The following is a 16,969-nucleotide window of genomic DNA, read 5'->3' as shown; positions in this document are numbered from 1 at the left end:
CCAGACCCAGAACACCGACCGGAACAGACACGCGGCCGCCAGCAGCCCCGCACAGACGCACCAAACCCACCACACGACGCCCCCTCCCGCACCCCCTGCGGGTTGCCGGGCCGGCCCCCCGCCGCCCCCGGGGGGGTGCGGCGGCACGGGTGGGCGGCGGACGTCAGCGGGCGTCGCCGAAGGTCCACACGGCGCGGGCGCCCGGGCCGACCACGAGGGTCGAGCGGCCGAGGCGCTCCTCGTGGCGGGCCACCGGGTGGTTGAGGGACATCTCCACCCGGCGCAGCCCGGCGTCCTCGCGGGCCACGGAGTCCAGGCGGATGGTGGTGCCACCGCCCTCGGCCACGACGGAGCCGCCGGGCAGCTCCCGGACGGAGAACCCGCCGGCACGGAGCAGCGGCACGGTGTTGGCGAGGTCGCGGGCGGTGATCCCGAGGCGGATGGAGGTCACGTCCCGCATCAGGTGGTCGCGGTAGTCGTCGGAGAGGTACCGTTCGCGGCCGACGTCACCGGCGTGGCTCGGCGGTTCGGTCTTGCCGCGCGGGTCGGCGAAGTACTCGGGCCGGTACTCCATGCCCCAGGCGCCGAAGCCGTCGTACTGTTCGGCGGTGAAGACGGCGTCGAACCACGGCACCGGGACGCCGTCGCCGAAGTCGCGGGTCTGGCGGAAGGAGATCGGGTTCGGCACGCCCTGGCCGGGCAGCCGCCCGGTGACCGTGGCCAGGTCACCGGCGCGTTCCACCGAGAGCCCCATGCCGCCGGCGCCGAGGACGCCGTCCTGGCCGGGGACGTCGCCCACCCCGAAGAGTTCGAGGTAGGTCTCGCGGCCCATCAGGTAGCGGCCGGTCCACTTCTCCCCGTTCGCGCCGGTCGTGGTGCGGACCTGGAAGTTCGCGAACTTCGGCAGGTAGGCGGAGTGTTCGATCGCATCCGCCGTCTCGCGGTCGAGGACCCCGTAGGCGTGGTTGTAGAAGAGCAGTTGACGGCCGCCGGACGAGCCGTTCCCGTCGGCCAGGGCGACGCCGGTGGCGCCCCCGGCCAGTCCGGTCAGGGCCACGGCGAGGACCATGAATACGTGTAACGCGCGACGCAGAGACATGGCGTGAGCGTAGATCGCGGAGCCCGCGTTCGGGGCCTGTTCGAAGGATTCGGGCCACGCTCGGCGTGGCGGGAAACCGTAGGCCCGCCCGCCCCGGGGAGGGGTGGGGGAGGGCCCGCGGTACCCGCCGCCCCGCTCACCGCCCCTCGGGCTCCGGTGCCCGGCCGAGGGCGCGGATCGCGGGTACGGACAGCATCACGGCGATGCAGACGATGCCCACGACGGAGGAGAAGAGCAGCACGCGGTCGGCGCCGAAGGATTCGGCGGCCGGGCCCGCCAGCGCCCGGCCCAGCGGGATCACCATGATGGATCCGGCCACGTCGTAGGCCGAGACCCGGCTGAGCACGGCCAACGGGATGTGCGACTGCACGCTGGTCGCCCACATGACGCCCCAGAACGCGAACCCGCAGCCGGCCAGCACACCGGTGAGCGCCGTGGCGGTGAAGGACCAACCCAGGGCGGGCGCGAGCGGGTTCAGGGAGAAGAAGAACATGGCACAGGCCCCCGCGACCAGCGGACGGGCGGGCCGCACCCGCATCCCGAGCAGGCCGCCGATGATCGTCCCGGCGCCGTCGGCGGAGGCGATCCAGCCGTAGCCGCTCGCCCCGTGCTGTTCGGTGAGCAGGGCCGCGCCGAGCGGCAGCGCGGGGCCGAAGACGAAGAGCCCGTAGACGGCCCAGACGGCGATGACCCCCCAGAGCCAGGACCGCGACCGGAACTCGTGCCACCCCGTGACCAGCCTGCGCGACATCGGCTCGTCGCTCTCGTCCCGGGCGGTGCCGAGCTTGCGCAGGGGCGTCAGCCCGAGCGCACTGAGCGCGTAGAAGGCGGCGATGACCACGAAGGATCCGGCCACGTCCCAGTAGGCCACGAGGAGACCGGCCACGCCGGGGCCGAGCAGCGTGCAGATCGCCTCGGAGATCCGCAGCAGCGCGTTGGCCCGCTGGATGTCCTCGGCGACCTGGGGGACCAGGCTCGCCAGACCGGGCTGGAACATGGCGGTCGCCGCACCGCTGAGCGCCAGCAGCGCCATCACCTGCCACAGCCGTACGTGGTCCCCGGCCAGCAGCGCCGCGAGGGCGAGCATGGCCAGCATCCGCACCGCGTCGGCGCCGACCATCATCACCTGCGGGGTGAACTTGTCGGCCAGTACGCCGCCGAAGAGCACCAGCAGCACGATCGGGGCCATCCACGCGGCCAGCGCGTAGCCCACGCCGCTCGCCCCGTACCCCGCGCCGAGCACGGCGGTCGTGAGCGACACCATCAGCATGCCGTCGGCCAACAGCGAGGTGCTGCGGGCCGTGAAGAACAGGCGGAAGCGGTTGGAGCGCCAGGGGCTGGGGAGCGGGACCCGATCCGGCCGGACGGTTACCTCATCCATCGTCATGTGACATCCGCCGTTCCCGGCCGTTCCCTTCCGTGAGGATCTGCTGCTGGAGCCACGCGCCGCTCAGGTCGGCCCGCGCGGGCGGGTCCTGGACGATCACGTAGCGGTGGGGCGCGAGCACCCCGGGACGGCCGGGGAGCGCGTCCATCAGTGCGGCGTGCGCCGCGGTCGGCGTGAGCGGCGCGCCGCCGGAGGCGATGAAGGCGGTGAGGCCCCCATCCGGCGCCCCGGGGGCGTCCGCGGTGGCCGGGGCGACGTGGACGGGGAGGCCGCCCAGGGCCTCGCCCAGCGCCCGCGCCACGGCGGGCGGCGAGACCCAGGAGCCGTCCACCAGCTCCCAGTCCGGGCCGCGTTCGACCGGGCGGACCCCGGTCACCTCGGTGAGCGCGGCGAGCGGCACGTCATCGGTCGCGGCCGCCTCCAGCAGCCGTACCAGACCGGTGAGGAAGCCCTCCGCCTCGTCCCCGTCGAAGAGCCCGGGGTCGGCCCACATCGCGATGTGGAGCACGGGGTCCGTCTGGTGGGCGAAGGCCAGCACCCGGGTCGGGAGCACCTGCTCCGGACCCCAGCTGAGCTCCGGCTCCGCCGCGTCGTCCTCCTCGCCGCCGGTCCCGCCCGGGGCGGCGACGGCGGACGGCAGCGTGGACGGCAGGGTGCTCACGTCGTTGAAGACCACGTCGCGCGCGAAGTGGCTGCCGCGCTCGGCGGTGACCCGGTCGATCATCTCCCACAGCCGGACCGAGTCGAACCGGCTGTGCCGGTAGGCGTTGAGCGCCGCCCCCCAGGCCTTGCGCAGGAGCGCGTCGAAGGACGGGGCCGTGACGTCGAGCGAGAGCAGCGCGTCCTGGGACACGGTGTTCACCGAGCGGGCCAGCCGGGGCAGGAACCGGTTGGAGGTCGGCACCGCGGCGACGCAGGTGCGCTGACCCGCGCGGTGGGCGATGAGCGCGCACCACGCCGTGAGCAGCACCGTCGACGGGAGGCTGCCGGTGCGCTCCACCGCGCGGGCCAGCGCCCGCGCGCCGCGCGGGGACCGCAGCGTGAGCTGGGACATCCGTACGTCGACGCCCTCGGCGCGCGGCTCCGCGAACATGGCCTGCGGGCCGGTGCGCAGGATCTCCTCCCAATAGCGCAGGGAGGCCTGCGACTTGCGCAGCCCCGTCGGGGTGGCCTCCTCGGCGGCGAGGTCGAGCGGGGTGAAGGCCGTCACGGGCTCCAGCGCCCCGCCCGCCAACACGGTGAGCCACTCCTCCCGCAGGATGGCGAGGGCGCTGCCGTCCGCCACGGCGTGGCTGGACACCAGGGCCACGAAGGCCGGTGCGCCGCGCTCGCCGACCACGGAGATCCGCAGGGGGAAGTCCCGTTCCAGGACGTAGCGTTCGGCGCGGGCCCGGCGGGCCAGCGATTCGGCGTAGCGCGCCGGGTGGGCGGGCAGTTCGTCGTGGTCGAGCACGGTGATCGTGAACTCGCCCTCGGCGGACACCACTTGCTCGGCCGCGGCGCCGTGCGCGGTGGCGGGGAAGGTGGTGCGCAGCGCCTCGTGCCGCACGACCAGCGCGCGGAGCGCGTCGATCGCCGCGTCCAGGGACGTCCCCTCGGGCACCGGCCACACGTCGTGGATGTTGATGTGCGCCGGGTCGTCCCGCAGGATGCAGCGGATCATGTTGGCCTGCCCCATGGTGACGGGCCCCCGGCGTTCCGCGCCGCCCGCGTACGGGACGGTGATCGTGCTCGTACGGACGCCCGCGTGCCGGTCGGCGGGCCCGAGGGCCTCGGTCGCGGACGCCCGGACCAGCGGCTCCCACGCGTCGACGAGGAGCGCGAACCGCGCCATGTCCGCGCGGGCTTCGTCCAGCAGCCCGTCGCGGCGGGCGGCGAGCGCGTCCGCGACGGCCTCGTAGCGGCCGCCCAGCTTGCGGTAGGAGCGGTCGAGGACGTCGAGCCGTTCGGCGTTCTCCTCGCGGACCGCCTCCACCCGCGCGCTCTCGCGCACGAACCCGGCGACGGCGGACGCGCGGACCAGGCCCTCGGCGTCGAGGAGGTCGTCCGCGGTCGCCGCCATTCGGGCGTACACGGCGTTCAGGTATCCGGTGGACAGCAGGTACTTCGCGAACCGCTCCTGGTAGGCGAGGAATCCGGCATCGCCGCGGCGCTCGTCGGTGTGGTAGTTGACGATGTGCCGGTTGTGCAGGACGCCCGGGAGCCGGGCGTCGTCGACCAGGTGGATGAGGAAGTAGTCGCTGCCGATGGTGTCCGTGGCGGGCGGCAGGGGCACCCGGCCGTAGACCGCGCGGTCGAGCGCGATGTTGCACATGTCCACGCGCATCGGGCTGACGTGGGTGAGCGTGGTGTGGTCGGTGGTGAAGGGGGTGGTCCCGGCGCCGCGGAAGGACTGCGCGATCAGGTTCTTGCGCCAGATGTCCGCCAGCCCGGCCGGTACCGACAGGCCGATGACGTCCTCGTAGACCGCGGGGTCGAGCCGCTGGATGTCGGCCACGTCCACGGACATCTCGCCGACGAAGGAGGCGCCGACCATGGCCACCGCCCGGTCCGCGGCGCCGGGGGTCAGTCGGCTGCGGGACATCAGCCCCGCGACCTCGGCGGCGGGCCGACCCAGGGAGGTCAGTTCGTGGTGCAGGGGGAAGACCGGCTCCCCGTCGAGGTACTGGTAGCGGCTGTCGGAGTCCCGGCGGTGCACCGACGCGCAACCCAGGGCCTCCGCGATCAGGAAGGCCCGGTTGGTGCAGGCGCCGTAGGACACGCCGGACGGCAGCATCAGGTCGAGCACCCGGTCGGCTCCGGCGACGCCGGAGCGGGCGATCACCCGGCGCAGGAAGTCCCGTTGCGCGTCCTCGTCGAGGTGGTGGACGACCACTCCGGGCGCCGAGGGCAGCGCCCGTACGGCCTCGCGGTGCCCGGCGAGCACCGCGGCGTCGGAGGAGTCCAGGATCAGCAGGTGCACCTCGACGCCGAAGTGGCGCGCGCCGTAGGCGGCTTCCGCACCGATCGAGGCGATGGCCTCGGCGCAGGCGCGGTTGGTGGGAAGCGTCAGGCAGACACGGCGCACGAGGACTCCTCGCTCTGCCCGGCGGCCGAGTCGGTGGTCGCGGTCGTGTCCGCGGTCGTGTCCGCGTCCGACCACGAGGTGAGCCCGAGGAGGCGGCTGCCGAGCGGATTCAAGGTGGCCGTGGGGTAGCGCTCGGACTCGTGCCGCACCGGGTCGCCGACCAGGGTGCGGTTCCAGCGCGGGGTGCGCAGGTGGCGCCAGGAGTCGACGCGGGAGCGGCGCAGCCGCTCGTGCTCCTCCAACGCGGGCATCATCGACAGGTACTGGACCGCCCGCGCCCCGTCCTTCGAGGTGTTGCGCGCGACGCCGTGGGCGAGGAGGCCGTTCCAGATCAGCAGGTCGCCGGGGTGCAGCTCGGGCCGCACGACGGGGAACTCGGCGCGGTCCACGTCGGGGCGCAGCGGGTCGCGGTCGGCCGGCTGGGCGATCTTCCATTCCTCGAACTGCCGGAACAGCTCCGGGTCGCACTGGAATCCGCCCAGCTCCGCGCTGGTGTCGTTGAGGGCGATGATGCCCTGTACCCGCTGCGGGGGGACGCCGAGGGTGGTGTCGATGTCCCAGTGCAGCTCGATGTCGAAGCCCCGGTCGGTGGGGTCGATCAGCGCGCGGTCGCGGTTCTTGACGTTGGGCGGGTTGAGGTTGAGCCGGTCCAGGGTGACCCACAGCTCCTCGCAGTCCCAGACGTCGACGAAGGCGTCGTACACCCGCTGGGACTGGCGGCTGTCCCAGAGCAGCTGGTGGTGGTAGGCCTCCACGAAGCCGTAGACGTGCAGCTGCTGGTCCAGCTCGGAACGGAAGGGGCGGTCCTCGTGCCAGGTGTCCGGCCGGTCCGGGTCGAGTCCCTGGAACTCCCAGGTGAAGTCGAGCAGGCGGCGCGCCTGCGCGGCCGGTATCGCCTCACGGACGATGACGTAGCCGTAGGTCTGCCAGTGGGCGAAGTCCGCTTCGGACAGCACCCGCAGTGGTCGCGACTTGGTCAGCTCCCGCAAGGTGGTCTGGGCCAGGTAGGACTCGCCGTCCGCGCTGAAATAGGGGCGGTCCGAGGGCGCTCTGTGCAGCTTGGGGCGGGGACGGCGGGGGCGACTGTCTGGGGCAGGTGTCGTCATGTTGAGCAGGATTGGTTTAGACCATAGCCGCTGTCAAGGGGCGTCTCAATATGCTGATTGCGTCACTTTCGATCCCGAAACGCCCCTGCCGGTGATGATCGCCGGTATGACGACTTTGGTCTAGACAATGCCCGAGTGGCTGGCTTAGGGTCCTGGTGACGCAGCTCCTGTCCCTGACGGAGCGTCAGTCGCCTTCCTCGCTGCGCCGAGGTCAACGGCGGCCGCGTGCACGGCCGTTCGCACCGATGCGGACGCGCCGCCACCATCATTCGTTTCGCCCATCCGGCCAACACCCTTGACGACTGTTCATCCACGCCCAGAGGGAGCGGATTCCATGAGCACACCCGGCATCACCGCCTTGCCGGACGGCGGTCTGAAGAACCCCGGTCCGGGGCTGATCACGCTGGACCCGGTCCACACCGCCCTGCTGCGCGGTCTGGACGAGCTGCTCACCGGGCTGGCCGCACGGCTCGCCGCCCCCGAGGTGATGGGCCCGCCGCTGCTCGCCGCCGAGGGCCTGGCCCGACTCGACTACTTCCGCAACTTCCCCCATCTCGGCGTCTCCGCCGGGCGCTTCGCCCCGGAGGCCTTCGACGGGCTGGCGGCCGGTGAAGCCCCCGGCGAGCTCCCCCTGCGGCCGACCGGCCACCTGTTGCCGTCCGCCACCTGCTACGGCCTGCTGCTCTCCCTGGAAGGCCGGGACGTCGGCGAGGACGGGCTGCGGCTCTCCGCGACCGGCCGTTGCTTCCGCAACGAGACCCACTACGACGGGCTGCGCCGCCTGTGGGGCTTCCACATGCGCGAGGTCCTCTACCTCGGCACGAAGTCGGGGGCGGTGGAACACCTGGAACAGGGCGCCGAGTTCATCCAGGAACTGGCCGCGACCCTCGGGCTGGAGCTGACCCGGGCCGTGGCCGACGACCCGTTCTACGACAAGGGCGGCTCCCGGGCCCGGCTGATGGCGCTGGACCCGGTCAAGCACGAGTTCAGCGCCCCCGACGGCACCGCCATCGCTTCCGTGAACCGGCACCGCAACTTCTTCGGCGAGCGGCTCGACATCCGCGCCGGTTCGCACGGACCGGCGTACAGCGGCTGCGTCGCCTTCGGCGTGGAGCGCTGGGTGCACGCGATGGTCCTCGCCCACGGCACCCCCGAGCGGGCGCTGGACCGACTGCGCGACGCCCGCGCCTGAGCGGCCCCGCCGCCGACCACCCCCGTGACCAGCAAGGAGAACACCCGTCCCATGGAACGCATCACCGCGTGGCTGCACGAGAAGAACCCCGGTCTCCAGGGCGAGATCGAGGCCGACGAGGACCTCATCGAGGCCCGTCTCATCGACTCGATGGACTTCCTGGAGTTCATCGACCTGCTGGAGGAGATCTCCGACAGCACCATCGACCTCCAGCAGGTCACCATCGACGACTTCCGTACGCTCGCCCGCGTCCGGGAGCGCTTCCTGAGCGGCGCCGCACTGGCCGACGCCGCCGCCCCGACCGGCTGACCGACCGCGTGGCCCGGGACGAGCGCACGGCCGTGGCCGTGGTGGCCACCACCGGGGAGGTGTTGGCCCACCCGGAGCTGCACGAGGGCCTGTTGGCGCCGTGGGAACGGCGCCGACTGGCCCCCGTCCGGGTGCCGGCCCGCCGCGACGACGTACTGGCGGCCCGGCTCCTGGTGCGCCTGTGCATCGCCCGGTTCACCGGACTCGCGCCGCGGGCATCGGGCCCGGCGCAGTACTGCCCCGCGTGCGCGCGTGCGGGGCACGGGCGCCCGTACCTGCCCGGCCGCCCCGACGTCGGCGTCAGCCTGAGCCACGCGGACGGGCTGGTCGCCGCCGCCGTCGGCCCGGGCGCGGTCGGCATCGACGTCGAACCCGCGACGCGCCGCCCGGGCCCGTTGTCGGTGTGGGGTCGGCTGCTGCCCGCGGCCGAGCTGCGCCGGGCCGCGGCCCTGCCCGACCCCGGCCCGGAGCTGCTGCGGCTGTGGGTGCGCCGGGAGGCCCTCTTCAAGTCGGGCCGGGAGCGGGCGGACGTACGGCTCCTGGAGTGGACGGACCACCGGCGCGCGGCCGTGGTCACGGTGGCCAGCACCACCCCGGCCACCCCCTTCTCCACCCTCCCCTGACAGGCCCCGCGTCCCTACGCCCCGACGTCCCGCCGGCGGAAGTCGTCCAGCGTCTCGCGCCGGACGAGGAGCCGGGCGGTGCCCCCGTCCACCCCGATGACCGCGGGACGGCCGACGAGGTTGTAGCCGGAGGCCATCGACAGCTGGTACGCGCCCGCCACCGGCACGGCGAGCAGGTCGCCGGGGTGGACGTCCCCCGGCAGCTCCACGTCGGCCGCGAGCACGTCCCCGGCCTCGCAGTGGCGGCCCACCACGGTCGCCGTGCACGGCGGAGCCGTCGCCGTCCGGCCGATCAGCCGGGGCGCGTAGCGCACCCCGTACAGGGCGGGCCGCGGGTTGTCGCTCATGCCCCCGTCGACGGCGACGAAGACCGTGGTGCCCGTGCGCTTGACCGCGAGCACCCGGTAGAGGACCACCCCGGCCGGTCCGACGACGGCCCGCCCCGGCTCGACGGCGAGCCGCGGCACGGCCAGGTGCGCGGCCGCGCAGCCCTCGACGAGCTCCGCGCGCATCCTGCGGGCGAGCGCGGTGAGGTCCAGGGCGGGATCGCCCGGCCGGTAGGCCACGGCGTGCCCGCCGCCCATGTCCAGCTCGGGCAGCACGACCCCGTGCGCGTCCCGGACGCGGGCCATCAGGCCCACCATCCGGCGCATCGCCACCAGGTAGGGCTTCACGGCGGAGATCTGCGAGCCGATGTGGCAGTGCAGACCGGTCAGTTCGAGCCGGGGCTGGCCCAGGATCCGGGCGATCGCGTGCTGCGCGCCCCCGTCGGTGAGGGACAGGCCGAACTTCTGGTCGTCCGTACCGGTACGGATCTTGTCGTGGCCGCCCGCGGAGACGCCCGGCACCACCCGCACCATGACCTTCTGGCGCCCCTCGGGGCCGACGGCCGCCGCGATCCGGGCGATCTCGGACGGGCCGTCGATGACGATCCGCCCCACGCCGAGCCGCAGCGCCGCCTCCAGGTCGCGGGGCGCCTTGGCGTTGCCGTGCAGCACGATCCGCTCGGCCGGGAAACCGGCGGTGACCGCCAGCTCCAGCTCCCCGGCGGAGCACACGTCCAGGCCCAGCCCCTCCTCGGCCACCCAGCGCACCATCGCGCGGGAGAGGAAGGCCTTGGCGGCGTACAGCACGTCGGCGTCGGGGAAGGCGTCCCGGTAGGTGCGGCAGCGCCCGCGCACCTCGCCCTCGTCCAGTACGTACGCCGGGGTGTCGAACCGCTCGGCGATCTCGCCGAGCGGCACCCCGCCGACGGCCAGACCGCCGTGCGGGAGCGGGGTGGTGGAGGCGGGCCAGACGGACAGTTCGTCGGCGCCCGCCGGTATCCCGGGGAGGACGGTGATGGTCATGGAGCCACTCCTCTCAGGCGGTCCGGGCCGTGGTCCCGGGCGCCTGCGGCGCCACCGGCGTCCTGGGCGCCGGATCCGCTCGCCGTTCGCCTGGCGTCGCGTCGGCCGTCGCGTCACCGGCCGTCGCGTCACCGGCCGTCGCGTCACCGGCCGTCGCGACGGCGGTCACCGCGGCCGCCGCCACCGGGGCGGCGGTGAGCGTCGGGTCGAGCGTCAGCAGGGACGCGCCCAGCGGAGCGGTCATCGACCGCAGCGCGCTCTCGGAGAGCCGGATCCAGGGCTGGGACGCGCCGAGCGTGGCGGCCAACCGGTCGGCGCTGGTGAAGCCGACGGCGGTGCGCGCGCCGAGCGGGGTGCGGAACAGCCGCACCACCAGGTGCGTCCCTCCCGGCCGGGCGGGTACGTACAGGGGCCCGGCCGGGACCTGTTCCTCGGGCTCGGGGTCGTCGGCGTACTGGATCACACACATGGGGCCCTCCCGGCCTCGCACGGACGACGGTTCACGTCCGGGCCGCGGGGAGGCGGCCCGGACGAGGCTTCGAAGCTATCCCCGCGGCCGTCCGTCCCGTCCCCCCTCATGACGCGACCCATACGGTGACCGGCCGGGTCCTGACGGGTCGCTGACGGCCCGGGCGGGCCCGCATCAGGGACCCGTAAGGGTTACGGGCCACCGCGTCAGGAAGGCGTCAGCGACCGCCCGCGCCCCCCGCCGGGGCCCTTCCATGGGACGGGTGGACGCAGTGGTGGACGAGGGAGAGGAACCGGGCGTGCGGAGAGTCGTGGTCGGGGCGACGGGAAGCCCGGGGAGCCTGGCGGCCTTGCACCGGGCCGTCGCGGAGGCCCGCGTGCGCGGCGCCGAACTGTGGGTCGTCCTCGCCTGGCAGCCGCCGGGCGGTGACCTCGCCGGCCGCGGACAGGGGACGACGCAGGTCCTGGCGGCCTGCCGGACCGCGGCCGTCGAGCGGCTGCGCGAGGTGCTCGACACCGCCTTCGGCGCCGCGCGGCCGGGGGTCCCCCTGGCCGGCGTCGCGGTCCGGGGGACGCCGGGCGCGGCCCTGGTGGACACCGCGCACGGCCCCGACGACCTGCTCGTGGTGGGCACCGGCTCGCGCGCCCCGCTGCGCCGGCTCCTGCGGCCCTCGGTGTCCCGCTACTGCCTGGCCCACGCCCCCTGCGCGGTCCTCGCGGTGCCGCCCTCCCCGCTCCAGGCGGAGCTGGAATCCGTCCACCGCCGCAACCTGTGGCGCATCCCGCTGGACCCGCGGGAGCTGACCACCTGAGCGGCCGCGCCCGAGGTTGTCCACAGGTTCGGGCGGGCGGAGCCGGGTGTCCGCGGGTGCCGCTAGGCTTCACGGATGGCCCTTCCGGACGCTTCCCCCGAGATCTCCGATGCTCTGCAGGTACTGCACCGCGTCTTCGGATACAACTCTTTCCGCGGTGCGCAACAGGAGATCATCGAGCAGGTCGTCGGCGGCGGTGACGCCCTCGTCCTGATGCCGACCGGCGGCGGCAAGTCGCTCTGCTACCAGATCCCGGCGCTCGTCAGAGAAGGCACGGGCGTGGTGATCTCCCCGCTCATCGCGCTGATGCAGGACCAGGTCAACGCGCTCACCGCGCTCGGGGTGCGAGCCGGATTCCTCAATTCCACCCAGGACTTCGAGGAGCGCCAGGCCGTCGAGCGGGCCTTCCTCGCCGACGAGCTGGACCTGCTCTACCTCGCCCCCGAGCGGCTGCGCACCGAGGGCACGCAGCGGCTGCTGGACCGGGGCAAGGTCTCGCTCTTCGCGATCGACGAGGCGCACTGCGTCGCCCAGTGGGGCCACGACTTCCGGCCCGACTACCTCGCGCTGTCCATGCTGCACGAGCGCTGGCCCAAGGTGCCGCGGATCGCGCTGACCGCGACGGCGACCGAGGCCACGCACGCCGAGATCGTGACGCGGCTCGGCCTGGAGGACGCCCGGCACTTCGTCGCCAGCTTCGACCGGCCGAACATCCAGTACCGCATCGCCCCGAAGAACAACCCGCTCAAGCAGCTGCTGGAGCTGATCCGCAGCGAGCACGCCGGGGACGCCGGGGTTGTGTACTGCCTCTCGCGGGCCTCCGTGGAGAAGACCGCGGCGTTCCTCGTGGAGCAGGGCATCGACGCCGTGGCCTACCACGCCGGGATGGACGCCCGGGCGCGGGCGGCGAACCAGTCGCGCTTCCTGCGGGAGGACGGGATCGTGGTGGTCGCCACCATCGCCTTCGGCATGGGCATCGACAAGCCGGACGTGCGCTTCGTGGCCCACCTCGACCTGCCGAAGTCGGTCGAGGGCTACTACCAGGAGACCGGCCGCGCCGGGCGCGACGGAGAGCCCGCCACGGCATGGCTGGCCTACGGCCTGCAGGACGTGGTCCAGCAGCGCAAGCTCATCGAGGGCTCCGAGGGCGACGACGCCCGGCGCCGCTCCCTGGGCATGCACCTGGACGCCATGCTGGCGCTGTGCGAGACGGTCGAGTGCCGTCGGACGGGGCTACTGGCGTACTTCGGGCAGTCGGGCGAGGCGTGTGGCAACTGCGACACCTGCCTGACGCCCGCCGAGTCCTGGGACGGGACGGTCGCGGCGCAGAAGCTGCTGTCCACGGTGTGGCGACTGGCGAAGGAGCGCCGCCAGAAGTTCGGCGCCGGCCAGATCATCGACATCCTCCAGGGCAAGAAGACGGCCAAGGTCATCCAGTTCGACCACGACGCCCTCTCGGTGTTCGGCATCGGGGCGGACCTGAGCACCGCGGAGTGGCGCGGGGTCGTGCGCCAGCTGCTGGCGGCGCGGCTGCTGTCGGTGGAGGGCGAGTACGGCACGCTCGTGCTGTCCCCGGACAGCGGCGAGGTGCTGGGCGGGCGCCGCACCGTCCCGATGCGCAAGGAGAAGGCGGTCGCCGCCCCGGCCCGCAAGGAGTCCGGGTCCCGCTCCGGCAAGGGCGCGCGCGTACCGGTCGACCTGCCGGCGGCCGCCGAGCCGGTCTTCCTGGCCCTGCGCGGCTGGCGGGCCGCGACGGCGCGCGAGCAGGGCGTACCGGCGTACGTCGTCTTCCACGACGCGACGCTGCGCGAGATCGCGACCCGACTGCCCACCTCCGCAGAGGAGTTGGGCACGATCGGCGGCATCGGCGAGGCGAAGCTGACCAAGTACGCCGAGGGCGTCCTCGACACCCTCGCGCAGTGCGCCGACGCCGCGCCGACCGCCGGGGCCCCCGCCGCCGCCGCTCCGGCCGCCGCGCCGCTGGCCGCCCCGCGGACCGCGCGGTCGGCCTTCGACGCCGACGCACCGCCCGCGGACGAGGACGAGCCGCCGGCCGATCTGGACGAGATGGATCCCTGGGACGACTGGGAGTAGCGGGCGCGTCGAGGTCGCGGGGCGTCGGGCGCGCCGGGGGAAGTCGGAGGAAGTCGGAGGAAGACCGTGGCAGGGCCGCAGGGAGCGGAGCGTCATCTCGCCGGGTACGCGGCGGCGTTGGTGGACGCGTGCGCGACGGGCCGCCGCCTGACCCGCGGCGAGCTGGAGTCGCGCCGGGCCGAGGGGGAGCGCGCGGCGGAGGACGGCATCCCGCTGCGCGCCCTGATACGCGCGCACCTGGCCGCGGCCCAGTCCGTGCGCCCCCTCCCCGCGTCCGGCCCGCTCCTGGCGGCCGTCGAGCAGGCCGTGGACGCCTTCGTCGAGGGCTACGAACGTGCTCAGCACCAGGCGGTGCGCCAACACGAGGCGGCCCGCCGGGAGTTCATCGACGACCTGCTCTACGGCGGCAGCGACCTGGGTCGGTTGGCGGAGCGCGCCGAGCGCTTCGGGCTGCGCCTGTCGCAGTCCCACGCCGTCGCCGTGGCGGCGGGTCCGGAGCCGTACGACGACGGCTACCCGGTGGCCCGCGGCATCGAGTCCGCGGTCCTGGCCCGCTTCCCGGGTCGGCAGATCCTGCTGACCACGAAGGACGGCAGGCTGATCTGCGTGGCGCCGGGGGAGCAGCCGGACGTGCTGGCCCACTTCGCCGAGCGGGCGCACACGGCCACCCACGGCGGCCGGGTCGCGATCGGCCGGACGCACCCCGGCCCCGGCGGGGTCGTCCACTCCTACCAGGAGGCGCTGAACGCGCTCGACATCGCCTTGCGGATGGGTCTGGACGGACCGGTGCTGCACGCGGCGGACCTGCTCGTCTTCCCGGTGCTCGCCCGCGACCGGCAGGCCATGGCCGACCTCGTCGAGAGCGTCCTGGGGCCGCTGCGCGCGGCCCGGGGCGGTGCCCGGCCGCTGCTCGACACCCTGACCGCGTTCTTCGACAGCGGGTGCGTCTCGACGGAGGCGGCCCGTCGCCTCTCGCTCAGCCCGCGGGCGCTCACGTACCGGCTGGAGCGCATCCACACGCTGACCGGGGCCGACCCGGCGGACCCGCTGAACCGTTACACGCTCCAGACCGCGGCGATCGGCGCCCGACTGCTGGCCTGGCCGGATCCCTGGGACGGCTGACCTCCGCCGCCTCCCCTCGCCCCCGAGCGGCTCCCGAGCTTCCGCCGGGGTGCGTTAAAGAAGCGTAAAGATTGCCGAAGGTTGGCAATGTGCTGCGCCCTCTCCGGCTGAGACCATGCCGTTGTCCGGCGCGAACGCACTCCGGGCGGGGAGGTGCTCATGAGCTTGTTTCTTGGTCTCGGCATCACGGGGATCGCCCTGCTGGCCTTCTCCCTCGTCTTCGACGGGGTGCTGGAAGGGGTCTTCGACGGCGCGCTCGGCGGCCTGTTCGACGGCTGGCTCTCGCTCCCGGTGGTCGCGGGCTTCGTATCGATGCTCGGGTTCACGGGGGCGATCGTGCTCGGCGCCACGGGCTTCGGGCCGGGGGTCGCGACCGCCGCCGGCTCCGTCACCGGAGCCGGGGCGGGCTGGGCGGCGTACCGGCTCGGCCGCGCCCTGGTGCGCGGCGGCAGCGGCATCGCCCCGCGCCAGGGCGACCTCGTCGGCTCGACCGGCACCGTGGTCACCGCGATTCCGGCGGCCGGCTACGGCGAGGTCCTGTTGCGGCTGGCCGGGCAGCCGGTCAAGTACGCGGCCACCGCCGAAGGCCCGTTGGGACACGGCACCGAGGTCTGGGTGACGGCGACGCCGTCCTCCTCCTCGGTCAGCGTCCGCGCCGTCGAGCGCTGAAACCGGCACCTCACCTGTACCCACACCACCGGTCTGCCCCCACGGGGGAGGCAGAGGGGATCCACCATGAGTCCAGTCGTCTTCGCGGTCGTGGGAGTCGTCGTACTCCTCGTCCTGCTCGCCCTCGCCGTCGTCACGCGCTACAAGGTCGCCGGCCCCAGCGAGGCGTTCATCATCACGGGCCGCCGCGGCAAGCAGTCCACCGACCCCGAGACCGGCCGGACCTCGACGGACAACACGGGCCAGAAGGTCGTGGTCGGCGGCGGCGTCTTCGTCGTCCCCTTCGTCCAGCAGCGCTACAGCCTGGACCTCTCCAGCCGGCACATCCCGATCGCGGTCCGCGGCGCGGTCACGCTGCGCGGCATCAAGGCCAACCTCGAAGGCGTCGCGATCGTCAAGGTCGGCGGCAACGAGGACGCCATCCGCGCCGCGGCCCAGCGCTTCCTCCAGCAGCAGGACGGCATCGTCGGCTTCACCCAGGAAGTGCTCTCCGGAGCCCTGCGCGCGATCGTGGGCCGGATGTCGGTGGAGGACATCATCCGCGACCGCGCCGCCTTCGCCGGGCAGGTCGCCGAGGAGGCGGAGGCCAGCCTGTCCGGGCAGGGCCTGGTCCTGGACGCCTTCCAGATCCAGGACATCACCACCGAGGGCTCCTACCTGGAGGACCTCGGCCGACCGGAGGCCGCCCGCGCCAAGCAGGAGGCCGACATCGCCGAGGCCAGCTCCCGCCGGGCCGCCGAGCAGGCGCGGCTGAAGGCCGAGGAGGAGATCGCCGTCGCCGAGCGGACGCTGTACCTGCGCCAGGCCGAGATCAAGGCGGAGACCGACGCGGCCGCGGCTCAGGCCAACGCCGCGGGCCCGCTGGCCGAGGCCGACCGGCAGCAGCAGATCCTCGGCGAGCAGGAGAAGGTCGCCGAGCGCCAGGCGGCCCTGACCGACCGCCAGCTCGACACCCAGGTCCGCAAGCCCGCCGACGCCCGCCGCTACGAGGCCGAGCAGGAGGCGGAGGCCAAGCGGGTCGCCCGGGTCAAGCAGGCCGAGGCCGAGCGCCTCGCCGCCATCGCCGCGGCCCAGGGCGAGGCCGAGCGGGCGCGGCTGACCGGTGAGGGCGAGAAGCAGCGCCGCTCCGCCCTCGCCGAGGCGGAGGCCATCGAGGGCGCCAAGCGCGGTGAGGCCGAGCGCGCCCGGCGCGCCGCGATCGCGGAGGCCGTGCGCCTGGAGGGCGACGCGGAGGCCGCGGCCATCGCGGCCAAGGGCGCCGCCGAGGCCGAGGCCATGCAGAAGAAGGCCGACGCCTTCGAGAAGTACGGTGACGCGGCCATGATCCAGATGGTGGTCGAGGCGCTCCCGCAGGTCGTGGCCAAGGCCGCCGAGCCGCTGTCCGCCGTCGACAAGATGACCATCATCTCCACCGACGGCGCGAGCAAGCTCTCCCGCACCGTCGCCGACAACGTCGCCCAGGGCATGGAGCTCCTCGGCTCCACCACCGGAGTCGACCTGACCCAGCTGCTGAAGGGCCTCACCGCCAAGCCGGAGACGGCCCCCGCCCCGGCGTCGTCCAACGGGAAGATCGCCATCACGGACTGAGTCACCGGGGCGCCGTCGTGCGGCGGCGCCCCGCGATGCCGCGGCGCCGCAGTGCCGGCGCCCGGGTGAGCCGCGTCTCACCCGG

General features: G+C 74.0%; 14 protein-coding genes. 8 read left to right on the top strand and 6 right to left on the bottom strand.

Annotation, left to right across the window (positions count from 1 at the left end):
- Positions 1-163 precede the first annotated feature (163 nt).
- The 4 genes from ACFWAR_RS37280 to ACFWAR_RS37265 form a co-directional block, all read right to left on the bottom strand.
- Complete coding sequence (locus ACFWAR_RS37280; RefSeq protein WP_385787524.1) at positions 164-1,069, bottom strand: DUF5829 family protein; 906 nt, start codon at positions 1,067-1,069, stop codon at positions 164-166.
- A gap of 166 nt (positions 1,070-1,235) precedes the next feature.
- Complete coding sequence (locus tag ACFWAR_RS37275; RefSeq protein WP_385787522.1) at positions 1,236-2,486, bottom strand: MFS transporter; 1,251 nt, start codon at positions 2,484-2,486, stop codon at positions 1,236-1,238.
- Positions 2,473-5,553 carry a DUF6271 family protein gene (locus ACFWAR_RS37270; protein WP_385787520.1) on the bottom strand — a complete coding sequence of 1,027 codons (3,081 nt, stop codon included), beginning with the start codon at positions 5,551-5,553 and terminating at the stop codon, positions 2,473-2,475. Before ACFWAR_RS37270 ends, ACFWAR_RS37275 begins: the two co-directional genes overlap by 14 nt.
- Entirely contained in the window at positions 5,535-6,659 is a 1,125-nt protein-coding gene (locus ACFWAR_RS37265) for a phytanoyl-CoA dioxygenase family protein (protein ID WP_385787517.1), read from the bottom strand. The genes ACFWAR_RS37270 and ACFWAR_RS37265 overlap by 19 nt, the downstream gene beginning before the upstream one ends.
- A gap of 334 nt (positions 6,660-6,993) precedes the next feature.
- Between ACFWAR_RS37265 and ACFWAR_RS37260 the strand changes: the two genes are divergently transcribed.
- The 3 genes from ACFWAR_RS37260 to ACFWAR_RS37250 are packed head-to-tail and all read left to right on the top strand — an operon-like array spanning position 6,994 to position 8,783.
- On the top strand, positions 6,994-7,851 hold the full coding sequence (locus tag ACFWAR_RS37260) for an aminoacyl--tRNA ligase-related protein (RefSeq protein WP_385787514.1): 858 nt from the start codon (positions 6,994-6,996) through the stop codon (positions 7,849-7,851).
- Positions 7,852-7,902: 51 nt separating this feature from the next.
- Positions 7,903-8,160 (top strand): acyl carrier protein, encoded by a 258-nt coding sequence (locus tag ACFWAR_RS37255; protein WP_385787511.1) that lies wholly within the window; start codon positions 7,903-7,905, stop codon positions 8,158-8,160.
- Positions 8,161-8,168: 8 nt separating this feature from the next.
- Entirely contained in the window at positions 8,169-8,783 is a 615-nt protein-coding gene (locus tag ACFWAR_RS37250) for a 4'-phosphopantetheinyl transferase family protein (protein WP_385787508.1), read from the top strand.
- 14 nt (positions 8,784-8,797) lie between these two features.
- Here ACFWAR_RS37250 and lysA read toward each other — a convergent pair whose 3' ends face one another.
- Both lysA and ACFWAR_RS37240 read right to left on the bottom strand, forming a co-directional pair.
- Positions 8,798-10,132 (bottom strand): diaminopimelate decarboxylase, encoded by a 1,335-nt coding sequence (gene lysA, locus ACFWAR_RS37245; RefSeq protein WP_385787505.1) that lies wholly within the window; start codon positions 10,130-10,132, stop codon positions 8,798-8,800.
- A 13-nt stretch (positions 10,133-10,145) separates the two neighbouring features.
- Positions 10,146-10,601, bottom strand: coding sequence for an SAV_915 family protein (locus tag ACFWAR_RS37240; protein WP_385787502.1), 456 nt, complete (start codon positions 10,599-10,601; stop codon positions 10,146-10,148).
- 253 nt (positions 10,602-10,854) lie between these two features.
- Here ACFWAR_RS37240 and ACFWAR_RS37235 point away from each other — a divergent pair, with 253 nt between their 5' ends.
- From ACFWAR_RS37235 to ACFWAR_RS37215, 5 genes are all read left to right on the top strand, one after another.
- Positions 10,855-11,412, top strand: a complete 558-nt coding sequence (locus tag ACFWAR_RS37235) for a universal stress protein (protein ID WP_385787499.1) — start codon at positions 10,855-10,857, stop codon at positions 11,410-11,412.
- 75 nt (positions 11,413-11,487) lie between these two features.
- Positions 11,488-13,506 carry a DNA helicase RecQ gene (gene recQ, locus ACFWAR_RS37230; protein ID WP_385787497.1) on the top strand — a complete coding sequence of 673 codons (2,019 nt, stop codon included), beginning with the start codon at positions 11,488-11,490 and terminating at the stop codon, positions 13,504-13,506.
- A gap of 66 nt (positions 13,507-13,572) precedes the next feature.
- Positions 13,573-14,628, top strand: a complete 1,056-nt coding sequence (locus ACFWAR_RS37225) for a PucR family transcriptional regulator (RefSeq protein ID WP_385787494.1) — start codon at positions 13,573-13,575, stop codon at positions 14,626-14,628.
- Positions 14,629-14,787: 159 nt separating this feature from the next.
- On the top strand, positions 14,788-15,297 hold the full coding sequence (locus tag ACFWAR_RS37220) for a hypothetical protein (RefSeq protein WP_385787491.1): 510 nt from the start codon (positions 14,788-14,790) through the stop codon (positions 15,295-15,297).
- Between the two features lie 66 nt (positions 15,298-15,363).
- Positions 15,364-16,884 (top strand): flotillin family protein, encoded by a 1,521-nt coding sequence (locus tag ACFWAR_RS37215; protein ID WP_385787489.1) that lies wholly within the window; start codon positions 15,364-15,366, stop codon positions 16,882-16,884.
- Positions 16,885-16,969: the final 85 nt, after the last annotated feature.

Origin of the sequence: Streptomyces sp. NPDC059917 (genome assembly GCF_042730635.1) — a bacterium.
Lineage (GTDB): Bacteria > Actinomycetota > Actinomycetes > Streptomycetales > Streptomycetaceae > Streptomyces.
This window is presented reverse-complemented; position numbering and strand designations above follow the sequence as displayed.